The sequence below is a fragment of the Bdellovibrio bacteriovorus genome (genome assembly GCF_001592735.1).
In the GTDB taxonomy this organism is placed as follows: Bacteria; Bdellovibrionota; Bdellovibrionia; order Bdellovibrionales; family Bdellovibrionaceae; genus Bdellovibrio; species Bdellovibrio bacteriovorus_D.
This window is the reverse complement of sequence record NZ_LUKE01000006.1, coordinates 127,679-147,854: the sequence shown is the minus strand read 5'-3', so window position 1 is coordinate 147,854 and position 20,176 is coordinate 127,679. Positions and strand designations below refer to the sequence as shown.

Genomic DNA, 20,176 nt, shown 5'->3' with positions numbered 1-20,176 from the left:
CTTCCAAACTTCGTGCCCGAAATCTAAAGGCCCATAACGTCTATACGGGATTACAGATCATCAGAGCTGTCTCAAACTTAGACAGTCCCCCATTTTTGAGCCTAACGAAAGGGAACGCTGGCGGCAGCACTCCAGGTGCTGTCCTGAAAACTAATACGCAAGATCGTGATGTCCTCACTGAAGCTGTCTTGGCCATCATTTTCAGATTGCAAAGTTTCGGTCAGACCTTCTGGCCATTCTAAAATATGCGTGCCCGCAAAAGTTCTTAAAAGCCGACCATGGCCAAATTCCCGTTGCGACGAAAGTTTAAAGTGATACGCCCCCTCTGAGTAAGAATAAAGCTTCGTGTTGCGAGCCAGTTTAAAGCGAATCACCTCACCGGTCTTATATTTGCTTGGACTGGACAACGGAGAAATCGCCGGCGTCTGGGGCACTTCGACCTCTTGAATTTCACATTTTTCATTTAATAATGCCGGTTTCGCCGCATTTGTTCTTAAATATTCTACCTCGCCATTGAGAGAGTTCATTCGCATCATCTGCAAATTCAAATCAAACTCGGGGAAACGAGCGACATAGGCACGGCGAACACGATCAAACAAAACATCGAGGTCCATTTCTTCGATCAAAGTATTTTTAAATATCTCGCGAACCAAATAAGTCACTTGCGCGGCGGCCAGGCCGCGTCCGGCGACTTCCGCTAAGTAAACATAGATCCACTTTCCTATCGCTACGGTATCAAAAAAGTTGGCCGATAAGTTATTGCTCGCCCGATAAATCGCTTCGATTTTAACACCCTGAAGAGTTTGCGTTAACGGCGGTAAGAGCATCATCTGCAAGCGTTTTGCGGCTTCCATTTGCTGTTTTAGTTCGCGACTTTTTTCTTGTAAAGAAATCAAGTTCTTAAGACGCACCAAAAGCTCTCGCTCAGAAAATGGTTTGTTTAAATAATCATCCGCGCCACCTTCTAGGCCCTCGATTTTTGCATCCAGTGAAGAGTTCGCTGTTAATAACACCAACGGTGTCGACTTCAGAGTCGCGTCTTCACGAACTCTTTTGCACATTTCAAAGCCGTCCATTTTCGGCATCATCACATCACAAAGAATTAGATCCGGATGATAAGTCACCGCCTCTGCCAGCCCACGCTCTCCATCTTCGGCCAATAGGACCGTGTAATATCCGCTTAAGATACTATCGACATAACGACGTAAATCACCACTGTCATCGACATATAAAACCACCGGCTTATCTTTACGACGTTGTTGCATGCGACGCTTGTTTTCTTCTGTCAGAATTATTTCAGAGGCGGCTTCACCGCGGGCAATATCGCTTAACAAGGTGACACGCAATTCCTCGCGACTAAAGGCATCAGCCACCGGCTCTTTCGTTTCTAAGAAAGGAATTTCCACGAAAAATGTCGTTCCTTGCTTAGGCACGCTTTCAAACCAAATTTTCCCGTTATGAAGTTCGATAAGTTCTTTCGCGACAGAAAGACCCAGCCCCGTTCCCTTGCTAGCCTCTTTATTTGCGCCTTCCACTTGGTGGAAGCGCTCAAACACTTTTTCCTGTTCTTCTAACGGAATACCTGGCCCAGTGTCGCGCACCGAAAGTCGGGCGTAACCATTGTTTTTTAGTTCACAAGATAAAACAATGTGCCCTCGCGGGGGCGTAAATTTAATCGCATTGGAAATCAAGTTGGCCAAAATGGTTTCAACTTTTTCAAAATCGAATTTTGAGTTCGCAATCGCTGGGGGCGTTTGAATTTCAATATTAATCCCACGTTCATACGCCCCGGGGACGCTCGCGCGATGAAGATCCACCAAAAGATCTTTAAGGTTTCCCACCTCAAGATGGATTTTCATTTCCTGAGAGTCAATTTTACCTAAATCTAAAAGTGAGTTCACTTGACGCAAAAGTCTTTGCGCATTTGACACCATCGAAGCCACTAGTTCTTGGGACACCCAGCCCCCACCCCTTTTTGCCAAAGCCCCCAGCGGGCTGATGACTAACGTCAACGGCGTGCGCAGTTCGTGGCTGATATTAGCAAAAAATCTTTCTTTAGTTTCATTAAGGCGGATGAGCTCTTCATGCTGGCGCTCAATTTTTAAAACAGAAGCCCATTGCGACATTCGGCCACTTTCACTGGCAAGACTTGAAAAAAAAGAATTGATATTATTGGCGAACATAAAAGTCACCGGGATCGCCATTTCGATGGCGAATGGATGATAAAAACCTACAATGCAAATGTATCCCAATAAAGAAAGTGCACAGTAAAGCGCGTTGACCCGGGGCCGCCACGGAATAAACATTGTCACGGCGTTGGTGATTAAAATATTCCCCACGAAATACAAACTGCTCCAACCACTTAACTGCGATATCATAAAAGAAATTAACAGTTCGCCAAACAACGCGCTAACGAAAACCAAATGCAGGGCGTGAGCTTTCCCCCATTTTGTAAAAGTCAAAAGAAGTGAGGTTCCGGTCACCAGCGCAAAAACGATTCGCAAGGATATAAAAAGTGGGAAGTGTTCAGTAAAGACCGTGTAGTCTAAGATACCGACCGCAGAGTAAAGAACCACCCCTAAACTGCAAAGGGTGCGGACAGCATTGATCGAAAATTTTTGATTTTCCGTATTGTAAAACTCGGTAAATCCCGGGATGCTCTCAAAGCGCCGCCGGTAGTTAAAATAATGTTTAACTGATTTCCCTAAACTCAAAACTGACATGCCGCAGGGATACTACTTAAGGGGCCTCATGTACACAACCCGTAAGTAAAGTTGACCACTATTACAGAAGTTTAATCACTTGCTTAGTTCCACTGAACTTTCGGAAACATATCTAAAGCATTTTTCTTGGTTTGCTCACACAGAGTCTCAATGGAAAGTCCTTTTAAATTCGCCACAAACTCTGCCGTATGCAACACATAAGCGGGCGTATTTTTTTTACCGCGCATGGGTATGGGGGCTAAGAATGGCGCGTCCGTTTCGACATGAATGCGATCCACCGGCAACATTTTCACTGTATCTCGCAGACTGTCGGCATTCTTAAAGGTCACAACACCGCTGATGGAAATATTAAACCCAACGTCTAAAGCTTCTTTGGCTAACCATTCCGTACCGGTGAAACAGTGAATCACCCCGCGCACATCGCCTTTGAATTCCTTAAGAATTTCAATCGTATCCGCTTCGGCATCACGAGTGTGAATTTCGACTGGCAAACCGGTGAGCTTGGCAATTTCGAGCTGGGCACGGAAGGCATGTTTTTGATCCTCGACCGGAGACTGATTGTAGTAATAATCTAAACCGATTTCACCGACGGCGACGACCTCGCGATCTGTGGCGTGCATCTCGATAAATTTTCCGACGTCTTCGGTATAAACTTTTCCGTCATGGGGATGGACACCCAACGTGCAATACACGTCGGGATAATATTTGCGGGCAATATCTAAAACCAAAGGATGATCGCCAGGATCCGTCCCAATGGTGATGATTTTTTTAACCCCCACCGATTGAGCGTTATGAATTGCGGCTTCAACGCCCTCTTCGAGCATATTTAAATGTGCGTGTATATCGATCCATTCCATGTAAGACAGCTTACACGGAACTTTTATTGAGGTCGAGAGGTGATGTAAAATTCCTCCATCACCAGCTGGGCATCACGATGGGCTAACAAGGATTGCTCGACTTGCAGGGTCTTTTGAATCAGATTTAATAAAAACTCACGACTGTTTTCGGCCAAAGTCTTAATAAGGCTGGGCTGATCCAAGTTCACGATTTGTGTCTTTTGACCTTCTTGCAGATAAACGGCATCTTTCATGAATCCTGCCCAATAACTAACAATGCGAGCTCCTTGTGCACGGTCTTTGAATTCGGAACGCCACAGTTCACTTAACAAGAAATCTTGGTCATTTAAAAACACCGTCAAAAGCTCAATCGCTTTTTGACGCACCTCTTGCTCCGGACCCTCTTGCAATTGCGCTAGTTTTTCAAAACTGCCTCCCGCCGCATTCAGGGCCCACGCCGGAGCTTTGGACTTTTTAGAAAGATCCTCGGCCTTTAAAGGCTTAAACTGCACGACGCGAGAGCGCGACCGGATGGTCGGTAACAACCCCGCCACACTCGGGGAAATCAAAAAGAAGAAAGTACCTTCCGGTGGTTCTTCCAAAGTTTTTAAAAGGGCATTGGCCGCCTGGGGATTTAAAGATTGAGCTTGATCAATGATGATCACACGGTTGCCACTCAGACTTCGCAAACTTAAGAAGTCTAAAACTTCTTTAGCTTGCTCCATTTTGATGTTCGTCCCACTAGGCGAAACTATTTTTAAGCCTTCATGAGTGCCTTGAGCCACGCGAAAACACGATGGACACTTGCCACAGCCGCGACGACTTTGCGGACACATCAAAGCTTGCGCTAAACCCATCGCGGTCATCTTTTTACCGATCCCTGAAGGACCGACGAATAAATAGGTCTGCCCGGGCTTGCCTTGTTCAAACGAACTGACAAGCTTCGTGATGATCTCTTGATGACCTAAAATAAAATCTAGCAGCCGTGCCACTTACAGAAGTCCTCTTTGCTGAACAGCGGCTAATAACTTTTCAAAAAGCTGCGCTGGAGTTTCCTGCGCATTCAGCACCAACCAGGTTTTCGGTTCGGCCGCCGCTTGTTTTAAAAAGCTCTGTCGAACTTTTTCATGAAAGCTATCGGCTTCCGATTCAATGCGATCTTCAGATTCGCCGTTAGCCTCACCTCGCCCTTGACGACGACGGCGTGATTCTTCCACGGAAAGATCTAAAAGAACCGTCAGATCTGCTTTCAAATCGCCGGTCGCAAAACTATTTAAAGTATGAACATCATTTTCAGAAATACCGCGACCGCCCCCTTGAAAGGCGACAGAGCTGGCAGCAAAACGATCACAAAGAACCCAGGTTTTGTTTTGCAATGCCGGACGAATCACTTGTTCTACAAGTTGGGCGCGACTGGCTTCGTACAAAAGCAATTCCGCACGAGACACCGGAGCCGGACCTTCTTTTCTTAGGATCATATTTCTGATTTCATCACCCAGCGGGGTTCCACCAGGCTCGCGAGTGCGGATAAATTTCACCGAACGCTTTTCAAGCTCTTGCTCTAAAGCTTTCATCAGTGAACTTTTGCCAGAGCCGTCTAAGCCCTCAAATACAATAAATCGCATTCCGCCACCTTATTTAGGCCCTGTTTAGGACCTGACTGAAGGTCAGCGGATTATTGGAACACTGCAGAGCAGCGACGATTCTTTCCCGCCAACTTAACGACTTTGTCAGATATTGCGTGGAAGACGTCAACAAATCGCATTGCAACAAGCTTCATTGAACCGCGAACATCACCAAATTGGACTCGGACAAAGCCTTTGACCATTGGTGACACGGTGACGCGGATCCAGACATGACGCTCAAATTTGTTCGTAAACGTCATAAGATCCGCTAATGGAGGGGGCGGCAGACCTAAGCTTGAGCTAAATCCGGCGGCGAAAAACTCTGACGAGGTGGTGCTAAATCCAGGGACCGCTGGCGGATAAAAAGAGCTGCCCTTTAAAGTTCTGGCGTCCTCACGGTGACCCATCGTCATGCCCGCTTTACCAACCACTCCCAAAACAGAAATGGCGGCTTTAGTGTTATCAAAACTCTCTGAGTTATGGAAAATTTCAAATACAAAAGCACGCTTAGACTTATTCACGGCTAAGCTGATACCAATTTCTTCAGCACCGCCGCCACCTTTTTTGAGCACGCCGGTTTCCGCAACGATTCCCAATGAAAGGCTTAATCCGAATTCGTTAGAATCAATAACCATCGGCGCTTGATTCCATAATTTATAGTCAATACCCTTAAGAGCGGATTGAACCGCCTGATAGCTGCGCTCCGAAAATGTGCGACGTACTTTTTCGCCTTGATCGACTTCTTTACCGAAAGCTTTTTTTACTTTTACGGTTACAAAACTAAACGCATCGCCCACCAAGCTTCCCGCACCTAAAACCATGCGAGAACTTGTTAAAATCCGAGCGGCATTGCTTAAGAAATGCATACGCGCTTCTTTGAATTTTGCTTTATCTTCAGCAGACATTTGATCGTAGGCTTCCATCGGGTTGACGTCTTCAATCACGCCCCCGCGAGCCAGGATTTCAGCTTTTACTTTATCGGGAAGAATTAAACCTAAAGCGGCTTTCATCTCTTCGACATTGGGAACAGTGTCGACTTCAAACACGCGATCGTCTGAAACGCGAATCAAAATCTTATCGGCCTTTGCTTCCTCGGAAAGCTTCGGGACCTCCAAGACTTTTTCTTCAACCTCCGTGACCGTGAGAGATTCATCAAGGGTCTGAGCCCATGCCGGAACCCAAGCCAAGACAAACATAAGGGATAAAATAGTATTGCGTAACGTGCTTTTCATATGCCACCTAAGTCTGCAAAGAAAAGGCCCCTACTTAACAGCCCTAAGTGCTGGAAATCACGAGGAAGATCTGTCTACGCCCTACTCATCGCTCCAAAAAAAGGCACTCTGGTCAGTTTTGGTGCACCCTAAAAACCCCTTACTGCAACCTGTTTTAGGCTCACGCTAGCACGAAAACTGCTTGGTAATTCCGAATGCGATGGCTCTTGGTTATCCTCATTCATTTTTGCTTGACCCTTCCTGCCCTGTCGGCAGAAGAAGGATTTAAAGGCTATGATATCCTCGTTCTTGGCGGCCAATCCAATGCGGCGGGCTGGGGCATTGGCGAACAAGCCGCAGACTCCCCCTCTTTAGATCACAAGATTTTTCAATGGGACTGGCAAAATTCAAAAATCGCTGATCAACCCGCCCAAGAACCCATTAAGAGCCCGGCGCAAACCAACCCTCGAAAAATTCGCGGATTCGTTCTCCCTTTTGCAAAAATTTATTCTGAAAAAGCACTGGCTCCAGGTCGGGCCTTGTTAATTATTAACGGCGCGGTGGGTGGCAGTAACATCACCGAATGGCACTCAGAAAAAGCTTATTACCAGCAGCTAATTTCAGCCGCGCAAAAAGTTTTGCAGCAACCTGGTTTAGAAAACAAAGTCGTTGGCATCCTTTGGCATCAGGGCGAGGCCGACATTAAACTTGCCGCCACAGATCCTCAGTGGAAAGCGCGCAGCGTCCTTTACCAAAGTCAATTACAAGAAGTTGTTCACGCTTTTCAAAAAGATTTAACCAACCGCAACGCCGAAACACCGGTGTTTATCGCCGGGGAAATGTCCCGTGAATGGATGGATCACTCCCTGATCAAAGACCATTATGTAAATGGGATGCATCGGTCTTTAAAAAATCTTGAAAAAACCGGGTTTGTCGATTCTGCAGGACTTGCCGGAAATCCTAAAGACAAAATTCACTTTGATGGGCCTTCGCAAGCTTTGCTGGGGCTAAGGTACTTTAAAAAATTTAACGACCTCACCCAAATCGTTCCATCCTGCAAAAATGTTTTTTAAAACTTAGTCTTGTGGAATCCACTTATCGGATTGCTTTTGAAACTTGTAAACTTCAAACGGCTGTTTTTCTGTTTCTGCTTTCACGCCAATTTGGGCCGCCACCATAGGCACGGCATCCCCGAAATTAAAACGACGCGTTTTATCTCGTCCCACCGTTGCGGCTACGGTCAGCAAAGTTTTGCGCAATTTTGCCGGATAAGTCGTTACGGATGTTGAGACCACGGCCGATGTCGGGGATTGAATTTTGACGTCACTCACTTCAATTTCTGATTTACCACGCATGAAATCTAAATAAGCTTGTTGCAAGACCTCCGAGTTAGAAAGAGCCTCTTGAGCCTCGGCTTTTGTGTTTTCGGTGAACTTGCTCTCGGCCATCTCAAGACCTTTTTTCTTCAGCGTGCTTTCTTCAGAGCAGGCCACAATACTTAAGCAAAATACGATAAGAAGACTGATTTTTTTCATTCTTCTACTTTAAGGCGCAATAACTTATTGCGTCAAGAGCCAGGTAAGTCACTTTGGGGTGGACGAAATGCGGGGTTTATCCCTATAGTCAGGGGTCTTCGGGAGTAATTAGAAAATGACAAATTTCATCGGAATTCTGCATATCTTGGCGGCCCTTATTTTGATCGTTTTGGTCTTGATCCAAGACTCTAAAAGCGATGGCGCTTTGGGTATTGGCGGTGCCAGCGGCTCAAATTCTCTTTTAGGTGCTACAGGTGCGCAGACTTTGGCCGGTAAAATGACAGTATGGGCAGCAATCATTTTTGCCTGCACATGCTTAACTTTGGCGGTATTGACTTCATCTCATACTAAATCAGTCGTCGACGGACTTCCGCTTCCAGCAGCTCCAGTAACTCAGGAAAATCCTGCAGCGGAAGCAAGCGGTGTGACTCAAGGTCAATCAGCAACGGCACCCGCTGCTACCGAAACAACTCCGGCAGCAACAGCCGCTCCTGCAACTAAGTAATTTTAGTACATCTTCATTAAGTTCTTCGCTATAGTTTTTCTATGGCGAAGACGAACGACACCCCACCCAAAAAAACCAATTGGCTTATTCCCGCACTCATCGCAGCGGGTGTTCTAAGTCTGCTGCTTTCTCTCTTTATCGCCTCCCAAACAGAAAAACAAAAACCGGGCGATCGTCCTTTGGCGCGTCTTGAATTGAATTTAGGAAAAGTTTTTGTTTTACGTAAAAACCTCACCCAAAAAGAAATCCTGACCCGAAGATCGACGTTATTTGCCTTAGACTCTGTCGAAACCGGTCCCGACGGAGATGCCACCATGGAGTTTGATTCGGCCTATCGGATCCGTATCCAAGAAAATTCGATGATCACCCTGGACGCCGAGAGCGATCGGATTGTTTTGATTATCAAACGAGGTGATGTGCAGGTTGAAAACTATGGCCGCGAAGGCAGTGTTTTTGTTTCGCGCGAGGGTGTTCGTTGGAACGCGACGGATTACGAAATGAATTATAAAAAACAGGCGCCTCCGACGTCTCTGCCGGAGCTGGCTCCCCAAGACACCGCAACGACCGAAGCCCCCAAAGTGGAAGGGCTCACCGCAGAACATATTCAAGATACTTTAAAAACGTATCGTCCTTCATTTTTTAAATGCTACACCCAGCTTTTACAAAAAACCCCCGGTGTTGTGGGCCAAGCCTCATTAAGCTTTACGATTGAAAGAACGGGTCGCGTAAATCAAGCCGAGGTTGCTTCCTCAAGCATCAATGATCCCGACTTCAAAAAATGCTTGCTTGAGGCCATACGCCGCGTGGAATTTAAGTCCTTCTCGGGCGATCCGATCTCAACAGTTTTCCCACTGCGTTTTGAATAATTAGAAACTATCTATAGTCATGCAAGTAATCGATGCGATCAGGAATCCAGGGCTCGTGGACGCCTTCCATTTCAAAAACACGTCCTTCTTGAACGGTCTTTTCTTTTAATGGGGCCACGGACGGCTCATACGAGTGATGCATCAATCCTTTTTCGATAAAGAAAGGGCGCACTTCTTGGAAAGCTCTTTCCCCGATCACGCCGCGACGGATGAATTCATCCAGGCTTTTCATCAACTCTTCTGGAGTATACCCATAGTTATACACCATGTCTTGAATGACGCCGTAAATGCCTTCAAGGTCCAAGCGATGATCTTGAAACAGATCTAAGGCGACTTGAAAGGTGTTATAGGTCGCTAGCGTGCGACGGCCAAATTTCAAATAATAGTCGGGATCGGTGTCGGTCGCTAAGTTGATATAGATCTTTTCCACGGGATCATTTTCGGGGATTTGCGCTTGCAGATCTAAAATCGTTCCCACTTGTTCGCCCGTGACGTTTAAGCGTTCTAAGGTGTTGCGAATTTCGTGAGGCCCCAAGCGACGCGAACAAATATCTGAATACAGATTATAGATGATGGCATCTGTTTCACTGTCATCGCCCCAGAAAATCTGGCGCACATTATCACCCAACCGCGTGCGTAATTGCATTAAGGCTTGCAGCTTGTACCCGACTTGTTTGGTCAAACGCCAAAAGCGACCCGGGCGAAGATTGGCTAAATTGTCTTTATAAAAACAGCCAAAGGGACGGATGTTATCTAAAGAAAACTTTTCTGAGATCCGTTCTTCCATCTGCGGCGGTGAGGCCGTGATAAAATAAATCGGAAAATACATATAACCTTTTTGACTTTTTCGATAACTAGACAACGACTGCAAAAGAACGTTCGTGCCCGGAACATTTTTTTTGTTCAAAGCACGTTCTAAGACGGTGGTTAAAAGACCAGATAAAGAATCGATGGTGGTATCAAGATAAGTTTTGTCGAGGTCCCAAACAAAGACCTCGTCGTGGCTTCGCTCCATGCCTTCGGACACGTAACGAAAGAAAACCACATCCCCATTCATTTCACTGCGATCACGCCAATCTGCCATAAGATGAGTGTGGCAAAGCTTCGGGGATTCGTCAAAAACATCCGGTTTTTGCTTCGGGATCTACCATCTGCTTACAGGCGTATTGAGCCTTGGAGCACTTAACACGGACATGGAAGTGGGTGTCATGACCTGAGTCCGGGATCAAGCGACGTAAAGTTTCAAACGCCACACCAGATTTTGCATTTTTATCGATCTCGCCTTTTTTTATGGCCACATCACACAGTTCACGCTTCAGCGCCGGATGAACAAAGATGCGGTCGATATACTGAGTGCGGACGATCGTTTTAAAAAGTGCCCATTGCTGCTCGGGCATCCAAGATTTTTTATTTTTGACGGCCGAAAACAAGTTCGTCATCAAAGTTTTGTTTTCGTAATAATACCCCACATCGGCATCACGACCCGTTTTATGAGATTTATGTCGCGCCTTCCCCTGGTCGTTGTAAATGGTGCCACCTTTTTCTAAAGAAATATCGCCCACCGGAACAACATAGCTCGGAACCGTGTTCAAAGTTGTTTTTCCGATAATTCGAAGAATGTAAGCCATTTCATTGGTGGCAAAATGAGTTTTTCTAAAAGGGCGAATCACATTGAAACCTGCGGGCGCATGTTCTTTTTGCCAATTAAGGATATTGACCGCATTTTCTAAGCGACCCGAATTCACCGCACCAATAGATTGAGTCGCGACCATTTTCGGTTTTTCTACGGTTTCCGCTGGTTCCTTTTTAGGCTCTTCCTTCTTCGGCTCTTCTTTTTTGGGTTCAGTTTTTTTCGGTTCTTCTTTCTTAGGTTCTTCTTTCTTCGAATCCTCTTTTTTAGGATCCACCTTCTTGGAGTCCTCGTTTTTTTCTGGATTCTTTGGACGAGGCAATGGCACCGGAACATTTTCTATTTCCGGTTCTTCTTTATTTTTCTCGGCGCGTTCGTCCCGCTCTTCCTTGGTTTGCGGACGCTCTAGCTCGGGCTTCACTTTTAAGATCTTTTCGATATCCTCACTGACCGTTCCGACGTATTGACCATCCTCTTCAGACTCTTCATGGTCTTCGTGTTCTTCTTCCCCGTCATCTTCAGCGGACTGGTCGCCATATCGATCATAGTCATCTTCTTGGAGGATGATATCGTCCTTTTCTGGACGACGCATTCTTTCACCGGTTTGTGTTGCCGGAGTCACTTCTTGATCTTTTTTAGGAGAATTTTCCTTTTTTACTTCTGGTTTTTTTTCCTTTTCGGGAGGGGCTTCTTTTTTCGGTTTTTTGGTTTCCACTTGGTGATGGTAAACAATGCCGTCGGTGTAAAGATAAATATCAATAAACGAGGACGAACAAGTGCCTTCCTCACTTAAGCATGTCGCTTTAGCAGCCACCGTGACCTTTTCATCGATGTCAGATCCTGGTTCAGGCTTAAGAACAATAAAACCATCTTTCAAAAGACCCACTAGATCCACTTTAATATTTCGATATGCTCCGCCTTGGGCCGGAAGATATTCAATGGCCCCGCTTAAACGCATAGATCGAGTTTCTTCATCAAATTTCGCCTGGATATCTTTAAGCTTGGTGGCGCCGCGAGCGATCTTATAGCCCTCTTCTTTAACAATTGTGGGGCGTGGTGGCTCATAAGTCGTCTCGACTTCGACAGGCTCGGATGCTTTCGTCGCATTACGACGGGCCTCCGGGGCACAGCCACCAGAGAGCAGAGGGATAATAATGAGGGTACGAACCAAAAAATCTTTCATCCTGGCCAGGCTCAATGCAGGATCCATGCTTCGTGCAAACGTCCTTAATTGAGACTGCCGTCGCAATTATGTCAAAGAACTGCACACAGGTGCCGCAAAACGGCGTGCGTTCAAGAGCCCGCTATTGAATAATTTAAAGGATGAAGAGATTTGAACAAGAGTTTGCTGATTTTAAATGGATCGATGTGGAAGCGCCTTCTGCCGAGGATTTAACGAACCTGGCGGCCGAGTTTTCCTTACCGGTAAACACGGTGCAAACTTGCTTGGACCCCGAACATCTGCCGCAGTGTCAGTTCTTTGAAAAAAGCATGTTCTTTATCTTAAGACATCAAGATCTGGGCGCAGAACCAGATGCCGTCACCATGCAGGAACTTTCTACCAAGCTTGTCTTTTTTGTGGGGCACGATTTTGTATTGACCATTCATCGCTTAAGTCTGCCTTGTATTAATGCCAAAAAAGAACGCGCGCAAGTCGATAAAATGACACTGACACAATTGGTGCGTGGCTTGGCCGTGCAAACCTTGCGTAGCTTTGAACCTGAATTAGATAAACTTGATGAAAAATCAGATGTCATCGAAGACCGTGTTTTTTCATTGATGCGCAAAAATATTCTGCGCGAAGGATACATCGTTAAACGTAAAGCCTCTTCGTATCGCAAGATCTTTAAATTCACTCAAGATATACTTTTAAAAATTCCCAAGGTCATCGACATCTCGCAAAGAGATATTTATCTGGTTCAAGAACCTTTAGATAAATTGATTTTCTATTCTTCAGAGATTTACGAACAAATCACGGGGCTTTTGAATCTTCATCTTTCGTTGATGTCACAAAAAACCAATGAGGCTTCGTTTCGGACGAATGAAGTGATGCGCGTCCTGACCGTATTCTCGATTTTCTTTTTACCTTTAAATTTTATCGCGGGGATTTACGGCATGAACTTTGAGTACATGCCGGAGCTAAAACAACCCCATGGTTACTACATCACCTTGGGTTTTATGATCCTGGTCGTCCTAGCAATCACCTATTGGATTTATCGCAAAGGATGGATGAAAAAAGACGTCCTTCAAGAAAAAGACTAGGTCTTGGCACTGGCTTGAACAAAAGAATAAAAAAAGACGGCATTAGGATCGTTAGCAACCCGGGACATCTCTTCTTTCATGCCTTCAACCACGTCTTCCGACACATAGTTGGCCGCGACCAATTGGTCACTGGCACTCAAAAGCAACTCCTCCCAGTATTCGATGCAATCTTTGCGTGCTTGTGGTGTGCGATTGTCTAAGAACCAAGTTTTTATTTCGGTTTGGATGTCTTTATATCCCAGCTGCATTAAAAAATTTCCAAGCTTAGCGCCCACAAACGGATCACCTTTTTGTTGCAATTGGTATTCGTTAAAGGCCATCCAGTACTTCCATACATTGGGTGAATACGGATCTAAGAAAAAAGACGAATTCATGACTTCGGTGATGTAAACTTGTGACCCCGGACGCAACACACGACGAACCTCAGAAAGCACACGAATAGGATCTGGAACGTGTTCTAATATCCAACATAAAAAGGCCCCCTCAAAAGAGTTGGCTTCAAAATCCATTTTGGCGGCATTCATTTCTTTAAGATTAAACCGTCCTGCCATATTCTGCAGACTGCTCAGGCGCTCGCGAGCCGCACTTAATTGTTTGGTACTAAGGTCAATTCCAGTCAAATGAATATCCGGAAAACGACGCAACAGAATTTCGGATTGCGCTCCGACCCCACAACCCACCTCTAAAATGTCTTTGACGTTCGCGAAATTGATATTTTGATAGACCGTATATTCACCAAAACGTGCTTGCTTACGCAGGCGCGCTTGTTCTACGGGACTAAAACCATGAAGATAGGGAAAATCAGGCGTCGACATACGAACTCCTTATTTACTAAAACCCATTCCATTTTATAGACGACTTCGGAAAAGCAATCCAGTCTTCGTTTTCTGGAAAGCCTTCCGGTCTGGGTTCGGTCAATCCTTTGTAATCTAAAAAGGCCGTCAAAGCACAAATAAACGATTCAAAAGCGTGACTATTATCAATCATCAGTTTGACGTCCTGATCATACACAAAGGCGATATTGTGAGAACTCAAGGCATGTAAAATTTCTCGCCGACTTTCATCACCGCCAATTGAGTGCTTATGAAAACGCAGATGACTCTTCATAACGTTTAAAGATCGACCCACCCGCCAAACAGAAAGCTTCGGAAAAACCTCAATACACGGAATATCCCAACGCTGCTTTAAATACATCGCACGCGCCAACAGCGGCGCTGTATTAGAGCCCATCGCATGTTGCATATTAAAAGGCTCTTCCAGTTCGGTGGACACGTACATTTCTACACAACGTTGCGTGTAAGGTGTAAATAGTTTTCGGGGCTTTTTCTTTTTGTGCAATTTGCGGGTGTACTCCCACATCCACTTCACATGTTCGGAAGGACACGATTCAATCCCCTCGCAACCTTCCACGCAGTTAAGGCAATTCGGAAAATGGAAAGGCACATCAAAAGCGATGCTTCGAATTTCACCCGGATACTGACGAATGATTTCCTGAATCTTAAAATCGGCCGAGTGAACTTCGTCGCTTTTGATTTTTTCCACCAGTCGCGACAAAAAAACTTTTCCGTGCTTGGGATAATACTCAATAACCGCCACGCAAGCCTTGTCGGTCTTACCACCGCCCAAAGAAATACCGATAAAGCGATAAACTTCACCGGCATGGGATGAGGCCGCTTTATTAACGACCTTCTTCTTGGTAGTTGTTTTCTTTATAGGGGATCGACGGGTTTTGCGTCCATCACCTGAAAGCCGGCTTTTTGGCATGCTAGAGCGACTCCTTCGCGCTTGTGGGGAGGACACCAAACTAAGACGCAGCCGCCGCCTCCCGCTCCACAGATTTTAACAGCCTCGGCCCCATTCTGCAAAGAGACTTCGGCAAGCTTACGGATCTCGGGGCTTGAAAATTCCGGCGCCAAACGAACACGGGCATCGAACTCTCGACGGAAAAGTTCTCCCAGGTCGTCCCATTTCCCACTGCGTACGGCAAGTTCAGTTTCCAAGGCGATTAGTTTGAGGTCTTTAAGAGCTTGCAAGGTGCCCGCGTCTTTAGCGACCGAGTCCTTCATCACTTCAAAGTTATTCAATCCAGAATGATGTGCTTTACCGGTGTAAACCAACATAAACTTTTCAGCTAATGAAGTGTGTTGAATGGGCAGGACCATTTGTTCGATGCCGTCATAATCATAATGAAGCAAGTTGATCCCACCCGACGCCGCCGGATAATAGTCTTGCGTGCCCGTCGGGGTGTTTAACATCTCAGCCTCAATATTATGAGCGACATGAACCATATGATGAACATCTTTAAACGGACGACCACAGAACTGCGAAAACGCCTTCATCAAGCTGATCGTCAGACTAGAGCTTCCGCCCAAGCCGCCACCTACCGGACTTTCTGAAGATGTTTTTAAAGAAAAGCCTTTTTGGGGTTTCCAGTATCTTAATTGCGTTTGCAACAAGGCCATTTTCGGATCGCTGTCCGCCAAGGCTTCCGAAAGATTTTTATAGCTCTTTTTAATTTTAAGGTCCACCGACTCAAGTTCGATCGTCGTATCGTCGTGAGGAGTGATTTCGGCTGTCGTATAAATACTTACAGCCACATTCACCGTCGATGCTCCTTGGATAAAAAGATACAAAGGCCACAGATCCAAAGTTCCGCCCGCTAAATCCACACGTGTCGGCGATTTTACAACGATCTTCTGCATTCTAATTTTCTTTCTTTTGCGTTTTCTCAGTTTCAAACTGAGGTTTTTCTGGCGGTTTTTCCTTAAACTGCTCTATTGTCATTTCAATGAAATTATCGACAGCACCTGGTTCCATCTTCATTAAGAAATCCGGCTCCGTCACCTTTGCAAATATTTTTTTATCTGCCGCTTGGCCTACTTTGGCCGCCCAAGGTTTGGCATCTAAAACCAGGTTCAATGTGAAAAGCTCTTTTACCGCAGGGCCTTTTTTAGGATCAGATAAAATTTCGGCCGCCTTGGCATCAGCGATAGCGGTTAATACCGAGCGAACCTGATTTTGATCTACCTTAAAATCTGATTTTCCCGGAATCACCCACACACCCTCTTGGCGTTTCAAATGAACCAGGCCTTTCGCATTTTGCAGCTTGATTTCATCCACCGATGCAATCTTATGACGAAGCAGACGACGATCCCGAAATTCCATCGCCGCCTTTCCGGTGCGGGCCTGCCAAATTGAGTTCACCAGTAAAACGCGATTTTCGCCATCACGACGCAGAAAAGCGTTGTCTTCAAAATTGGTGATCGACGAAACCTCGTAACGGTTTTGTTTTCCGTCCGTGGTTTTAAAAGTGATCGTCCCTAAGGGCGCATCCAGACCATAAAGTTTCCAGTCAATACCTTCGCCCTCTTTAACCACTTCCACGATGGATTCCGTAAAGGCCTGTTTAACTAAATCATCCACCGCTTCGCTGTCAGCACTGTCTTTCAGAGGGACTTCCATACGCCAGCCGTCAACATCCCGCTTAAGCTCCGTCTTCTGGTCGCCTTTTTCAATAAGGACTTCGTTCACTTGCTCAAAGTTCAAGGTCATCAATCGCGAGTCTTGCATTTTTTTGTCTTCTTGGAGCTTTCCTTGAAAATGATCAAAAGCCGCGTAGCCACCGAAAACCAATAAACATAAAACAAGTATTGTGCGTCCTTTTAGTTTCATTAGGCGTTTCTCCTACGAACCCAGATACCTATGCTTGTGCCTAACAAGATCAATGGCAGCGGGATGATAAAAGCAAAAAGGAAAATCGCAAACTTCGTTTCTGTCAGCAATAACTGCGTGGCTTGCGCCTCTTTAGGTGTAATACTGATCAAGCTTTCCTCTTTGGCTAACGCCGCCACAGAATTTAAAATCAAGTCACGATTGAGGTTTTGATAAAGCATTTGATTTGCCATGAAATCAACATCACCTGCCACGATCACCGAAAACGGTTTTGCATCCGCCGCCGCTCCCGGGAAATGACCAGTGACTTCACTGACCAGTGTGTAGGTGCCCTCAGGTGGTTCGCCCGTGATTTGTAAAGTTTTAAATGCCACGGCATTAGGACCGGTTTTAACCAGGTCCTCAACAACCATACCTTGCCCCACGTTCGCTGTTTTAATCCCTTGAGGATTGCGGAACAAAGTGATCTCGTTTCGACCAAAACTTTTAGTGATCTTATTTTCTTCAGAAAATATCACGCCCATCGTTGGACCTTGATTCACACCACGGCCCATCACGGTGTCGACTAAATTCATGACATTATTGTTTTCTAAAACCAATCCCAATTTGGCTAAAAGTTTTTCTAAACCCGTATTGGTCTGCGTTTTCATCGCCAAAAACAAACTGCCACCGGTTTTTAGATATTGCTCTAAGGCCCCGATTTCAAAATCTTGAAACCCTTGTGAAGGGCCCGCGACAACAATCACATCTGCATCCGCGGGAATTTTTGGATTTTGCGCTAATGCCAGTTCTTTGACTGTGTAACGGTTATTTTCAAGCATGACCTTTAAAGAACCTAAACCCAAGCCCTCCCGGGCCTCGTTAAGATCTTTTTCACCATGCCCCACCGTAAAATAAATCGTCTTATTCTTTTCTCGAGTTACTTTTACTAAAGCACTGGTGAACTCTTGTTCGTCAATTTTTTCGATGCGATTGCGACGGCCTTTGTAATCAAGGAAAACGACGCCGCTGCCCTTGTCTACACCATACTCCTTAGAAAGATCAGGGCGCTCATTGACTTCCACGAAGTCCAATTGAATTTTAGAACTCGCGTCTTGATATTTTTTAATCAATTCGCGGAACAAACGACGATTTTCTTCGTTTCCTTCCACACCCTTTTTATAGAAAAACAAAACCTTCATGTCGCTGTCTAAGGACTTCACGATCTGAATGGATTGTGGTGAAAGCGTGTTGGTTTGCGAAGTAGAAAAATCCCACGTTTTATAATACTTCACACCCAGATAATTCACGATTCCCAAAACCGCAATAAGCAAAACGATCAAAACGCCCATGCTCATGCCTTCCTTGGTTGTTTTCATCGTAAAGAATTCTTTAAAGAAAGCACGATCCTTCACCATGCCGGCGGCGATAAAAAACACGGTCAACCCTAAAGCCAACCAGCAAAACGGAACCCACTCGCCCAAGATATAGCGGATGATGGACATACAAACTAATGAAATTCCGGCAAATAAAAATGAAATTTTTCCTAATTTGCTCATGCCTATCTCCAACGTGAAGATTCAACCACTCGCTCTGCCAAAAAGCAGAACAAGACGATGATGCTTAAAAAGAAAATCAAACCATTCGTGCGAACCGTTCCCTCAACCAGGCTTGAAAGATGGCTGCTTAACGAAACATGTTCAAAAACCTTACGGGCTTTTTCGCCGTCGACGACTTCTGAACCAATACCAATAAACCAGATCGAAACGTTAAACATCACCGAAGTCACGTAAGCGGCAATACTGTTTTCAGTCAATGAAGACGCAAACAGATCCATTGCTGCGTAAACCGCCCCCACAAGAAAAATCCCCATAAAGGCGATCAACAGCGGCGCCCAATTCACGGTCGCCATCACCGAAGTCGCCAGCGGATATAAGAAAGCCAATAATACAATTCCACCTATGGCGCCCAAAGCCGCCAAGAACTTACCCAACACGATTTGAAATGACGTTACCGGTGAAGTTAAAAGCAAATCAAAGGTGCGTAACTTTTTTTCTTCCGCAAATAGCTTCATGGTGAGCGCCGGAACAACAAAAATGAGCAGTAAGTTTAAATATGAAAGCTGTCTTAAGAAAACGCCATAATGGATATTTAATTGATTTTGCGGAACGCCTTGTTGCATCACGAAGTTCATCAACAACTGCGCAAAAAGATTGAGCTGAATCGGATACACCCAACTAAAGATCACACTGATCAAAAAACAGATCACCCAAAACGTGGGGTTGAAATAAAAACCCTTAAGCTCTTTTTTAAAAATCGTCATCACGCCACTCATACTTCACGTCCCTGCTGTTTTCCGTAAGTCATCTTCAAGAAGACATCTTCAAGGTCTGTTTTCGTCGGACTTAGCTCGACCAAGCCATACCCTTGGCCAACGATCTTTGCTGAAATGGCATCAAAGGCCTCATCCCCGCCTTGCACATCTAAGTTCCACTCTTTGCGCGAAGCCCCCAAGTGCACACCCACAACGGCGCGCACGTCTTGCAAAAGGGCTTTCATGTCATCCACGTCTTTACGAACGCGAATGCGCAGGCGGCTTTGGCCTTTTTCCATGTTTTCTAAATTATGAATGCTGTCTTCAACAACGATCTCACCTTTGTTGATGATGATGACCTTTTCACACGTCGCTTCCACCTCCGGTAAAATATGGGTGGAAAGAATAATGGTATGCTGACCTTTTAAACTTTTTATCAGCTCACGAATTTCGGCCATTTGTTTGGGATCAAGTCCCACAGTGGGCTCATCCAAGATCAAAACCTCAGGGTCCGAGACGATGGCTTGAGCAATGCCCACGCGCTGCTTGAAACCTTTAGACAATCCGTGGATCAAACGTTTTTGCACGTCGCCCAGGTTTGTTTTTTCAATCGCGTTGGCCACAAACTTTTCAATCTTCTCTTTCGGTACCTGTTTAAGAGCCGCAACATATTTTAAATAATCACGAACGTACATATCGCTGTAGACCGGCGGAACCTCTGGCAGATACCCGATGCGTTTTTTCACTTCCAAGGGAGCTTCGAAAACATCAAAGCCCGCCACGGAGGCCGTCCCATGACTTGGCGCCATAAATCCGGTGATGATTTTCATGGTTGTGGATTTTCCAGCACCGTTCGGTCCTAGGAACCCAACCACATCGCCTTTATTGACTGTGAAATTAAGCTTATTAATGGCCCGACGCGGACCATAATCTTTGGTGAGGTCTTTAACTACAATCACGCTTCACTCCCTCGATAACGATTGGAAAATTTTAGACCGGTGAGTCCCCCAGTCAAGGG

General features: G+C 45.5%; 19 protein-coding genes. 4 read left to right on the top strand and 15 right to left on the bottom strand.

The features are described from left to right. Positions 1 to 101: 101 nt before the first annotated feature. From AZI86_RS17565 to AZI86_RS17545, 5 genes are all read right to left on the bottom strand, one after another. Complete coding sequence (locus AZI86_RS17565; RefSeq protein ID WP_061836599.1) at positions 102 to 2,723, bottom strand: ATP-binding protein; 2,622 nt, start codon at positions 2,721 to 2,723, stop codon at positions 102 to 104. An 83-nt stretch (positions 2,724 to 2,806) separates the two neighbouring features. Continuing rightward, complete coding sequence (locus tag AZI86_RS17560; protein WP_061836598.1) at positions 2,807 to 3,580, bottom strand: TatD family hydrolase; 774 nt, start codon at positions 3,578 to 3,580, stop codon at positions 2,807 to 2,809. A gap of 23 nt (positions 3,581 to 3,603) precedes the next feature. Further along, positions 3,604 to 4,551, bottom strand: coding sequence for a DNA polymerase III subunit delta' (gene holB / locus AZI86_RS17555; RefSeq protein ID WP_061836597.1), 948 nt, complete (start codon positions 4,549 to 4,551; stop codon positions 3,604 to 3,606). Next, positions 4,552 to 5,184 (bottom strand): dTMP kinase, encoded by a 633-nt coding sequence (gene tmk, locus AZI86_RS17550; protein WP_061836596.1) that lies wholly within the window; start codon positions 5,182 to 5,184, stop codon positions 4,552 to 4,554. It lies immediately after the preceding gene. Positions 5,185 to 5,234: 50 nt separating this feature from the next. Next, positions 5,235 to 6,416, bottom strand: a complete 1,182-nt coding sequence (locus tag AZI86_RS17545) for a hypothetical protein (protein ID WP_061836595.1) — start codon at positions 6,414 to 6,416, stop codon at positions 5,235 to 5,237. 230 nt (positions 6,417 to 6,646) lie between these two features. Here AZI86_RS17545 and AZI86_RS17540 point away from each other — a divergent pair, with 230 nt between their 5' ends. Then, a complete protein-coding gene (locus AZI86_RS17540; protein ID WP_157684759.1) occupies positions 6,647 to 7,468 on the top strand; it encodes a sialate O-acetylesterase in 822 nt (273 codons plus the stop codon). A gap of 3 nt (positions 7,469 to 7,471) precedes the next feature. Here the strand turns inward: AZI86_RS17540 and AZI86_RS17535 are convergent, their stop codons facing one another. Next, on the bottom strand, positions 7,472 to 7,930 hold the full coding sequence (locus AZI86_RS17535) for a hypothetical protein (RefSeq protein WP_061836593.1): 459 nt from the start codon (positions 7,928 to 7,930) through the stop codon (positions 7,472 to 7,474). A gap of 115 nt (positions 7,931 to 8,045) precedes the next feature. Here AZI86_RS17535 and secG point away from each other — a divergent pair, with 115 nt between their 5' ends. Continuing rightward, on the top strand, positions 8,046 to 8,435 hold the full coding sequence (secG, locus tag AZI86_RS17530; RefSeq protein ID WP_061836592.1) for a preprotein translocase subunit SecG: 390 nt from the start codon (positions 8,046 to 8,048) through the stop codon (positions 8,433 to 8,435). 41 nt (positions 8,436 to 8,476) lie between these two features. After that, complete coding sequence (locus AZI86_RS17525; protein WP_061836591.1) at positions 8,477 to 9,301, top strand: TonB family protein; 825 nt, start codon at positions 8,477 to 8,479, stop codon at positions 9,299 to 9,301. Between the two features lie 7 nt (positions 9,302 to 9,308). Here AZI86_RS17525 and AZI86_RS17520 read toward each other — a convergent pair whose 3' ends face one another. Next, complete coding sequence (locus AZI86_RS17520) at positions 9,309 to 10,385, bottom strand: phosphatase domain-containing protein (RefSeq protein ID WP_061836590.1); 1,077 nt, start codon at positions 10,383 to 10,385, stop codon at positions 9,309 to 9,311. A 31-nt stretch (positions 10,386 to 10,416) separates the two neighbouring features. Continuing rightward, the gene (locus tag AZI86_RS19530; protein ID WP_437340148.1) at positions 10,417 to 11,073 is read right to left on the bottom strand and encodes a penicillin-insensitive murein endopeptidase; all 657 of its coding nucleotides are present in this window, start codon (positions 11,071 to 11,073) and stop codon (positions 10,417 to 10,419) included. 1,181 nt (positions 11,074 to 12,254) lie between these two features. Here AZI86_RS19530 and AZI86_RS17510 point away from each other — a divergent pair. After that, positions 12,255 to 13,193, top strand: a complete 939-nt coding sequence (locus AZI86_RS17510) for a CorA family divalent cation transporter (RefSeq protein ID WP_061836588.1) — start codon at positions 12,255 to 12,257, stop codon at positions 13,191 to 13,193. Here the strand turns inward: AZI86_RS17510 and AZI86_RS17505 are convergent. Genes AZI86_RS17505 through AZI86_RS17475 form a run of 7 tightly spaced genes read right to left on the bottom strand, consistent with a single transcriptional unit; the run spans position 13,190 to position 20,117 of the window. After that, positions 13,190 to 14,008, bottom strand: a complete 819-nt coding sequence (locus AZI86_RS17505; protein WP_061836587.1) for a class I SAM-dependent methyltransferase — start codon at positions 14,006 to 14,008, stop codon at positions 13,190 to 13,192. The two genes, AZI86_RS17510 and AZI86_RS17505, sit on opposite strands and share 4 nt — an antisense overlap. Before the next feature lie 16 nt (positions 14,009 to 14,024). Then, a complete protein-coding gene (locus tag AZI86_RS17500; protein WP_157684758.1) occupies positions 14,025 to 14,957 on the bottom strand; it encodes a DUF429 domain-containing protein in 933 nt (310 codons plus the stop codon). Next, positions 14,903 to 15,895 (bottom strand): GHMP family kinase ATP-binding protein, encoded by a 993-nt coding sequence (locus AZI86_RS17495; RefSeq protein WP_061836586.1) that lies wholly within the window; start codon positions 15,893 to 15,895, stop codon positions 14,903 to 14,905. Before AZI86_RS17495 ends, AZI86_RS17500 begins: the two co-directional genes overlap by 55 nt. A gap of 1 nt (position 15,896) precedes the next feature. Then, entirely contained in the window at positions 15,897 to 16,865 is a 969-nt protein-coding gene (locus AZI86_RS17490; RefSeq protein WP_061836585.1) for a DUF4340 domain-containing protein, read from the bottom strand. Beyond that, positions 16,865 to 18,403 (bottom strand): GldG family protein, encoded by a 1,539-nt coding sequence (locus AZI86_RS17485; protein WP_061836584.1) that lies wholly within the window; start codon positions 18,401 to 18,403, stop codon positions 16,865 to 16,867. Before AZI86_RS17485 ends, AZI86_RS17490 begins: the two co-directional genes overlap by 1 nt. A 2-nt stretch (positions 18,404 to 18,405) precedes the next feature. Beyond that, positions 18,406 to 19,179, bottom strand: a complete 774-nt coding sequence (locus AZI86_RS17480; protein ID WP_061836583.1) for an ABC transporter permease — start codon at positions 19,177 to 19,179, stop codon at positions 18,406 to 18,408. Continuing rightward, entirely contained in the window at positions 19,176 to 20,117 is a 942-nt protein-coding gene (locus AZI86_RS17475) for an ABC transporter ATP-binding protein (RefSeq protein WP_061836582.1), read from the bottom strand. Before AZI86_RS17475 ends, AZI86_RS17480 begins: the two co-directional genes overlap by 4 nt. Between the last annotated feature and the right edge of the window lie 59 nt (positions 20,118 to 20,176).